Below are 7,731 nucleotides of genomic sequence, written 5' to 3' on the forward strand. Positions count from 1 at the left end.
TCAACCGGTACCGTAACCAAGGTGACAACGTCATCTGAAACCCAGCCCCAGCGACTGGTCGTCGTGACCGGCGCCTCCACCGGCCTGGGCGCGTCGGCCGCCCGAGAACTGGCCCGCCAGGGCTTCCATGTCCTGGCCGGCGTACGCCGTGACCGTGACGCCGACGCCATCCGCGCGCACGGCATCGAGCCGGTCATCCTCGACATCACCGAGCCCGAGCAGGTGGCGGCACTCGCCGCGCGGGTCGCCGACGACCCGCGCGCGCTGCACGCGCTCGTCAACAACGCCGGTATCCAGGTGAACGCCCCGGTCGAAACGCTGCCCATGGCGGAGTGGCGGCGGGTCTTCGAGGTCAACCTGTTCGGCCACATCGCCCTCACCCAGGCGCTCCTGCCCGCCCTGCTGCGCAGCAAGGGCCGGGTGATCAACATCAGTTCGGTCGGCGGGAAGGTCGCCATGGCCACGTACGGTGCCTACGCCGGGGCCAAGTTCGCCATGGAGGCGGTCAGCGACTCGCTCCGCCGGGAGATGGCGCCGCTGGGCGTACAGGTGGTCGTGGTCGAACCCGGCGGCGTCCGTACGGAGATGGCCTCCCGGGGGATCGAGACGGCGAACCGGCTCGCCGCCCGGATGTCGCCGGAACACGACGCGCGGTACGGGAGTTTGGTCCGGGCGAACAACACGCTCATGGCCTCGGGTACGGAATCGGGGCTGACCGCCGACGCCGCCGCGCTGGTCATCGCGAAGGCGGTACGGGCTCGCAGGCCGCGCACCCGCTACACCGCGGGCCGGGACGCCGCCGTGATCACCCGCCTGGTCCGCGTCCTCTCCGACCGCGCCCTGGACCGCATCCTGGCCACGAACTTGCGCCGCCACTACCCGAAGGGCCCCACACCGACAGCCGCATCAGGATCCACTGCGTGACCGCCCCACCGCCTCCCACGGAGGCACACCCCGGCGGGGAGCGATCCGCGCCTGAGCGCGGGCCAGGGGGGCAGGGGGGGGGCCGGTCGCGCAAGGGGTGCGGCCCGTCGGGGGCGAGTTGCGCAGTTCCCGGCGCCCCTAGAAGCAACCCCGACCGACCCGCACCCAACCCCCAGCTGGAGGCGCTTACCTCCCCAGCACCACCGTCCCCGCCGAGCAGAACCACCCCCCCGTCCCCGACGCCACCGCCAGCGCGGGCAGCTCGCCGGACGTGCGGCGGACCTGGCGGGCCCCCGCCTCTCCCCGGAGTTGGCGGACCGCCTCCACCAGGAGGAACAACCCCCGCATCCCGGGATGCTGGGCCGACAGCCCGCCCCCGTCCGTGTTGACCGGCAGCTCCCCGCCCGTCACCCTCAGCCGGCCCTTCTCCACGAACGCGCCCCCCTCCCCCTTCGCGCAGAAGCCGAGGTCCTCCAGGGTCACGAGCGTCATGTACGTGAAGGCGTCGTAGATCTGCGCCACGTCGATCTCCGCCGGCCGGACTCCCGCCCGCCCGAACGCGATCCGCCCGCTCACCGCCGCCGGCGACACCGTGAAGTCGGGCCACTCGGACATCGTCGTGTGCGAGACGTGCTCACCGGTGCCGAGGACCCAGACAGGGGCCGTACGGCAGTCCCGTACGTACTCCTCCGCCACCAGCAGGACCGCCGCCCCGCCGTCCGACCGCGGACAGCAGTGCAGTTTGGTGAAGGGGTCCGCGATCATCGGGCCCGACAGGACGTCGTCGACCGTGATCGGGTCGCGGAACATCGCGTCGGGATTGAGCGCCGCGTTCTGGCGCGCCTGCACCGCCACCGACGCCAACTGCTCCAGCGTGGTGCCGTATGCGTGCATGTGGCGCCGCGCGGCCATCGCGTACTTGGCGATGAGCGTGTGCCCGTACGGGACCTCGAACTGGAGCGGCCCCCGGGCGCCGAAGGAGAGGTCGCCGGTACGGCGGCCCGCCCTGATGTCCGCGCGGGCCGTGGACCCGTACGCCAGCAGGACCGCGTTCGCCCGGCCCGCCGCGATCGCGTCGGCCGCGTGCGCCGCCATGACCTCCCACGTCGATCCGCCGACGGACGTCGAGTCGACCCAGGTCGGACGCAGGCCCAGATACTCCGCGACCTCGACGGGTGCGAGCGTGCCGAGGCCCGCCGAGGCGAAGCCGTCGATCACCGACCGGTCGAGGCCCGAGTCGGCCAGGGCGCGGCGGGCGGCCTGGGCGTGCAGCGCGTACGGCGTCGTCTCGTCCACCCGGCCGCAGTCGGAGAGGGCCACGCCGACGACGGCCACCTTGCGGTTCCCTGACGGGCACGGACTCATGGAATCTGACGGTACATCAGATCCGCGGTGGCGCGGGAGGTGTGGTGCCGTCGCGGCCCTGTGCATCTGCCGGTCGCCGCTCTAACATGACGGCCCATCAGATCAGGGATCCGGGCGCCGGACAGCCGGCCCGGGGAGGAGCCCGCCGATGGACGCCACCTTCACCGCGGAACAGGACGAGATCCGCCGCACCCTCCGTGAGCTGCTCCTCAAACGCTGTGGACCGGAGGAGGTCAGAGCCGCCGTACGGACCGCGGACGGCTGGGATCCCGGCCTCTGGGAAGCCCTCGCCCAGCAACTCGGCCTGCCCGGCCTCGCGCTCCCCGAGCAGTACGGGGGAGTGGGCTGCACGACGACCGAACTCGCCCTGGCCGCCGAGGAGATGGGACGGGCCCTCGCCCCCTCCCCCCTCCTCGCCACCGCCGTCCTGAGCGCGCCCCTCGTACGCGCCCTCGGCAGCGCGGGCCAGCGCGCCGCGCTGCTGCCCCGTATCGCCTCCGGTGAACTCACCGCGGCCCTCGTCGTGCCGGGGGCGGCACTGACCACCGCACTCGGGCTGACCGGCGGCAACCGCGGTGACTGGGCGGGCGGCGGGCGGGCCGGAGGCGTACAGGCGCGGCAGGCCGACGGCGGGTGGCGGCTGTACGGGCAGGCCGACCAGGTGCTGGACGGGCACAGCGCGGAGCTGCTGGTCGTCGCCGCGCACACCGGAGGCTTCGCCCGCTCTCGCACCCTCTTCTTCCTCGTCCGGGGCGGGGCGACCCGCGTACGGCAGACCTCGCTCGACGAGACCCGGTCGCAGAGCCGCATCCAATTGCGGGATGTCGAGGCCGAGTTACTGGGGGACGGGGACGGAGGCGGCGTCGATCTCGGCGGTGTTCTCGCCGCCGTGGGGGACTCGGCCGCCGCCGTCCTCGCAGCCGAGGCCGTCGGCGGCGCCGACCGCGTACTGGAACGGACCGTGGAGTACGTCAAGCAGCGCGAGCAGTTCGGGCGCGCGATCGGATCGTTCCAGGCGGTGAAGCACCGGCTGGCCGACCTGTACGTACAGGTCCAGGGCGCGCGCTCCGCCGCCTACTACGCGGCTTGGGCGACCGTCGAGGGGACGGAGAGGGTCGGCGGGCTCGCGCTCGCGCAGGCACTGGAGGCGCTGCGCGTCTGCGCCTCAGAGGCGATTCAGCTGCACGGCGGGATCGGGTTCACCTGGGAGCACGAGGCGCACCTGTACTTCAAGCGGGCGGCCGGCGACGAACTGCTCTTCGGGCCGGTGCACCGGCTGCGCGCGTACGCGGCGGAGGAGGCGCGGCTCTTCGGCGGCGGCGGGGAGGTGGCGGTCCGATGACCACGCTTCCCTCCCGTCGGCGTCCTGGGGTGCGGCTGGTGCAGAAGGTGTCCTCGACCCGGGGTTTCGCCAAGATCGCACCGCATGTCGTTCCGGCGCTGGACCGTGCGGTGCACCGGCTCACGCGCGGAAAGGTGCTGCTCAGCGCCCAGATGCTGCCCGGCGTCATCCTCACGGCGCGGGGCGCGAGAAGCGGGCTGCCCAGGCGTACGCCGCTGGCCTGTATGCCGGAGGGGCGTACGGGTGAGGGCGCGGTCGAGGGCGGGGGCAGGGGAGGGGACGGGAGCGAGGGTGCGGTCGGTAGCTGGATTCTCGTCGGGTCCAACTTCGGGCGTACGGACCATCCCGCCTGGACCGCCAATCTGCTCGCCCACCCGGACGCGGAGATCAACTGGAAGGGCAGGGACATCCCGGTGACCGCCCGCCTGCTGGCCGGCGCGGAACGGGACGCGGTGTGGCGGGCGCTGCTGGAGTTCTGGCCGCCGTACGCGACGTACCAGGCACGGGTGGAGCGGGAGATCCGGCTGTTCCGGATCGTGGTACGGAGGTGACCGGTCCGGGCTGGGTCCAGGAGCGGGGCCGGGAGCGGGGCCGGGAGTGCGACAGGCGGCAGTCCACCGGGGTGGACTGCCGCCTGTGTGACAGGACGTGTGCCTGGGAACGGCGGGGCGGCGGGAAACGCGTGAACTACTTGGTCGGCTTCTTGCCCGTCACGCCCAGGTGCACCAACAGGGCCAGGTTCGGCTTCAGTTCAGCCTGCTTGACGCCCCACGTCTGGAAGCCCTTCTGGTGCGAGGCCACCGCCGCGAGCATCGCCACGAGGGAGCCCGCCATGGCCGCGGGGCTGACGTCCTTGTCGACCTTGCCCTTGGCCTGGAGCTCCTTGACCGTGTCCGTGAGGGAGTTGTTCACGGAGTTGAGGATCTTCATACGGATCTTGTAGAAGCGTTTGTCGCCCTCGGCGGCGCCCAGGTCGACGACCCGGAGGATGGCATCGTTTTTGCGCCAGAACTCGAGGAACCCGTCCACGAGTTCCTGCGCGGTCTGCCACCCCGCCTTGCCGACCCAGGAGCGTCCTTCGAGGAGCTCCGTCAACCCGGCGCCCTCGGCCGCCATTTGCTCGGCGATCTCCAGGACGGCGCCTTCGACGTCCGGGAAGTACTGGTAGAAGGTCGCCGGTGAAGTGCCCGCCTTCCGGGCGACGTCGATGACTTTGACGTCGCGGTAGGGCGAGGAGCTGAGCATCTCGCTGAGGCAGTCGAGCAGCTTCTGCCGCGTCGCCTGCCCGCGCCGACCGGCCACACGGCCGTCGACGGTACGCACTTGTCCTGTCATGCCGTCAGCTTACCGAGGGGTGATCGGAGCGCGATTCGGCCGACTGCAAATGGGGTGCACGGGACTGCGGGGCGGTGGAGCCGCCCGCTCTGCGGGATGAGTGGAACGCCGTTAGCTTGGCCGCATGGCTGGATCTGACTCTGCCGCGTTCGCCGAGGGCGTCCCCTGCTGGATCGACGCCCAGCTCCCGGACGTCGAGGCGGGCAAGCGCTTCTACGGCGGACTCTTCGGCTGGACCTTCGAACCGTACGCCCCCACCGAGGACGGACGGCTGTCCTCCGAGGGCGGGCCCCCGTCCTCTGCGGGCACGCCCCCGTCCTCCGAGGGCGGGCGGCTGTCCCCCGAGGGCGGGCAGCGCCCTCCCGCGGAGGGGCCGGGACGGCCCGCCGGGGGCGGGCGGCTGTCTCCCGACGGCGAGCAGCGCCTTCCGGCGGAGCGGCAGGAACGGTCCGCCGACGACGGGCAAGGGGCCCCTGCGGGCGAGCAGTGGCCTCCCGCTGAGGGCCAGCGGTCCCCTACGGGCGAGCGGAAGCCTCCCCCGGACGGGCGGCAGGCTCCCGAGGATGGGCAGAGGCCTCCCTCGGATGGGCGCCAGGCTCCCGCGGACGGGCACCAGCCCCCTGCGGGCGGGTTGGAGCCTCCCTCGGAAGGGCGGCAGGCTGCCCCGGACGGGCAGCAGCCCCCCGCGGGTGGGCAGGGGTCCGGCGGCCGTGGGGTGGGGGAGCCGTCGGGGGACTCCAGGTATGGGCGGTCGGCGTCCGCCGAGGCGCGGCGGTGGGACGACGGGCCCTACGCCGGGGCCGTGCGGGCGTGGCTCGGTGGGGAGCCCGTTGCCGCGCTCGTGCCGAAGCGGGACGGCCGTATGCCCACCGTGTGGGCGGTCTACTTCGCCACCCCGGACGCCCACGACATGGCCGACTGCATCCGCAAGGGAGGCGGCCAGATCGTCACGACACCCGTGCCGGTGGGCCCGTACGGTGTCGGGGCCCTAGCCGCCGACCCCGAGGGCGCGGTCTTCGGGCTCTGGCAGGCCGGTACGCACCCCGGCTTCGGCAGCAGCCGCGGAACCGGCACCTTCAGCTGGGTCGAGCTGTACTGCCGGGACACCGCCACCGCCGACGCCTTCTATCCCGGCCTGTTCCGCGAGGCCCTCTTCGGGCCGGGCGCCACCCGTGAATTCGGCCGCGCACACATCTCCGACGTCTATCCCGCGGAGATGCCGCCCCACTTCCTCGTGCACTTCGGGGTCCAGGACTGCGAGGCCGCGCTCGGCGCGGTGGTGCGGCTCGGCGGCCGTGTCCAGGCCCCGCCGTTCGACACCTCGTACGGGCGGGTCGCCGTCGTCAGTGACAATCAGGGGGCGTCGTTCGCGCTGCTGCAGCGCCGGGACGGGGGATGAGGCGTCCACGATGGGGGACGAGGCGTGCCCCAGCGCGGAAATTCAGGTTTCTGCGCCGCTGAAATGGGCGATGCTCCAGGGCTGAAACCCGTGCGGGAAGCTCTGAAAGGCACCGAAAAGCCCCGGCCGACGTTGAAAAGCAAGGCAGACCCGGGCTTTTTGCCCGGGAATGGCGGGAGACATCCCGAATGGGTCCCGGGTTCGCAACCGGAGCGCAGGACAGGAAGAATCGGGGTGCGTGCCGCCGGAGCGGTTCGGTGGTGAGACGCTGCGCAGTGGCGACGCTGCGGCTGGAGCGGTGGCTGGAAGCGCGGCCGCGTACGGGGAGGTGGCAGGCAAGTGGTGGATCAGCTGACACAGCACGATCCGCGGCGGATCGGGCCGTTCGAGGTGCTGGGACGGCTGGGCGCCGGCGGCATGGGGCTGGTCTATCTCGCGCGTTCGGCCTCGGGCCGGCGCGTGGCGATCAAGACGGTCAGGACCGAGCTCGCCGAGGACCAGCTGTTCCGCGTCCGCTTCTCGCGCGAGGTCGAGGCGGCCCGTGCCGTCTCAGGCTTCTACACGGCGGCCGTGGTCGACGCCGACGCCCGCGCGGCCGTGCCCTGGCTGGCCACCGCGTACGTACCCGCGCCCTCCCTCGAAGAGATAGTGACCGAGTGCGGGCCGATGCCGGCCCAGGCGGTCCGCTGGCTCGCCGCGGGTGTCGCCGAGGCGCTGCAGTCCATCCACGGCGCCGGTCTCGTCCACCGCGACCTGAAGCCGTCGAACGTCCTCGTCGTCGAGGACGGGCCGCGCGTCATCGACTTCGGTATCGCCTCCGGTGTCTCGAACACGCGCCTGACCATGACGAACGTCGCCGTCGGCACCCCCGCCTACATGTCACCCGAGCAGGCCAAGGACTCCCGCAGCGTCACCGGCGCGAGCGATGTCTTCTCGCTCGGCTCGATGCTCGTCTTCGCCGCCACGGGCCACGCGCCCTTCCACGGCGCGAACCCCGTCGAGACCGTCTTCATGCTGCTGCGGGAGGGCCCGGACCTCGAAGGCCTCCCCGACGAGCTGCGCCCGCTGATCGAGTCCTGTATGCAGATGGACGCGACGGCCCGCCCCAACCCGGCCGACCTCCAGGCCCAGCTGGCACCCCATCTCTTCGGTTCCGGCTCCGACGACAGCGGTACCGCGTCCGCGTGGCTGCCCGAGCGGGCCGTGAGCCTGATCGAGACGCGGCGCGGTGGCCGGCCGGCCCCGAAGCCGCCGTCCGGCCGCAGTGGCGGACGCGGAGTGGCCGTGGTGCCGCCCCCGCCGCCCCACGACCCGCCGAGGCCGCCGGCCATGCCCCCGCCCCTGCCGTCCGTACCGGTCGGCGCGG

At 72.8% G+C, this 7,731-nt stretch carries 7 protein-coding genes and 1 pseudogene; 6 read left to right on the forward strand and 2 right to left on the reverse strand.

Going from position 1 to position 7,731, the window contains the following annotated elements; translation table 11 throughout:
• Window positions 1–21 precede the first annotated feature (21 nt).
• The gene (locus IE278_RS13585) at window positions 22–924 is read left to right on the forward strand and encodes an SDR family oxidoreductase (protein ID WP_189771985.1); all 903 of its coding nucleotides are present in this window, start codon (window positions 22–24) and stop codon (window positions 922–924) included.
• A 186-nt stretch (window positions 925–1,110) separates the two neighbouring features.
• On the opposite strand, the gene IE278_RS13590 is transcribed toward IE278_RS13585, so the two are convergent.
• Window positions 1,111–2,289, reverse strand: a complete 1,179-nt coding sequence (locus IE278_RS13590; RefSeq protein ID WP_189771987.1) for a thiolase C-terminal domain-containing protein — start codon at window positions 2,287–2,289, stop codon at window positions 1,111–1,113.
• A gap of 148 nt (window positions 2,290–2,437) precedes the next feature.
• Between IE278_RS13590 and IE278_RS13595 the strand changes: the two genes are divergently transcribed.
• Both IE278_RS13595 and IE278_RS13600 read left to right on the forward strand, forming a co-directional pair.
• The gene (locus tag IE278_RS13595) at window positions 2,438–3,631 is read left to right on the forward strand and encodes an acyl-CoA dehydrogenase family protein (protein WP_189771990.1); all 1,194 of its coding nucleotides are present in this window, start codon (window positions 2,438–2,440) and stop codon (window positions 3,629–3,631) included.
• On the forward strand, window positions 3,628–4,182 hold the full coding sequence (locus tag IE278_RS13600) for a nitroreductase family deazaflavin-dependent oxidoreductase (RefSeq protein ID WP_189771991.1): 555 nt from the start codon (window positions 3,628–3,630) through the stop codon (window positions 4,180–4,182). The genes IE278_RS13595 and IE278_RS13600 overlap by 4 nt, the downstream gene beginning before the upstream one ends.
• A 136-nt stretch (window positions 4,183–4,318) precedes the next feature.
• Here the strand turns inward: IE278_RS13600 and IE278_RS13605 are convergent, their stop codons facing one another.
• Entirely contained in the window at window positions 4,319–4,966 is a 648-nt protein-coding gene (locus IE278_RS13605) for a TetR family transcriptional regulator (RefSeq protein WP_107015451.1), read from the reverse strand.
• 124 nt (window positions 4,967–5,090) lie between these two features.
• Between IE278_RS13605 and IE278_RS43395 the strand changes: the two are divergent.
• From IE278_RS43395 to IE278_RS13620, 3 genes and pseudogenes are all read left to right on the forward strand, one after another.
• A pseudogene (locus tag IE278_RS43395) lies at window positions 5,091–5,210 on the forward strand (VOC family protein); the annotation flags it as partial.
• 471 nt (window positions 5,211–5,681) lie between these two features.
• On the forward strand, window positions 5,682–6,365 hold the full coding sequence (gene kbpA / locus IE278_RS13615; RefSeq protein ID WP_373311989.1) for an AfsK-binding protein KbpA: 684 nt from the start codon (window positions 5,682–5,684) through the stop codon (window positions 6,363–6,365).
• A 339-nt stretch (window positions 6,366–6,704) separates the two neighbouring features.
• Window positions 6,705–7,731: serine/threonine-protein kinase (locus IE278_RS13620; protein ID WP_189771993.1), on the forward strand; the 1,027-nt coding region annotated here is incomplete at its 3' end.

It is taken from the genome of Streptomyces tauricus (assembly GCF_014650955.1).
Taxonomy (GTDB): domain Bacteria; phylum Actinomycetota; class Actinomycetes; order Streptomycetales; family Streptomycetaceae; genus Streptomyces; species Streptomyces tauricus.